Here is a 255-nt window from a genome sequence, read left to right on the forward strand (position 1 = left end):
CCCCGAACAGGTGCAGGAATTTGTAAACCACAGCTGGTACAAGTACGCCGACGAAAGCAAGGGCTTGCACCCATGGGACGGTGTAACTGAAGCCAACTATCACCCCGAAGGCCCGAACTTCAAGGGCGCTCGCACCCGAATCGAACACCTCGACGAGTCGGCCAAGTACAGCTGGATCAAGTCGCCTCGCTGGCGTGGCCACGCGGTCGAAGTCGGCCCGCTCTCGCGCTACATCCTGAGTTACGCCCACGCTAT

Annotated in this window: 1 protein-coding gene; it reads left to right on the plus strand. The window is 60.0% G+C overall.

Features of this window, described 5'->3' with window-relative positions; genetic code table 11:
* Positions 1-255: nickel-dependent hydrogenase large subunit (locus tag NFX52_RS30580; protein WP_252636035.1), on the plus strand; the 255-nt coding region annotated here is incomplete at both ends.

It is taken from the genome of Acidovorax facilis (genome assembly GCF_023913775.1).
Taxonomy (GTDB): domain Bacteria; phylum Pseudomonadota; class Gammaproteobacteria; order Burkholderiales; family Burkholderiaceae_C; genus Acidovorax; species Acidovorax facilis.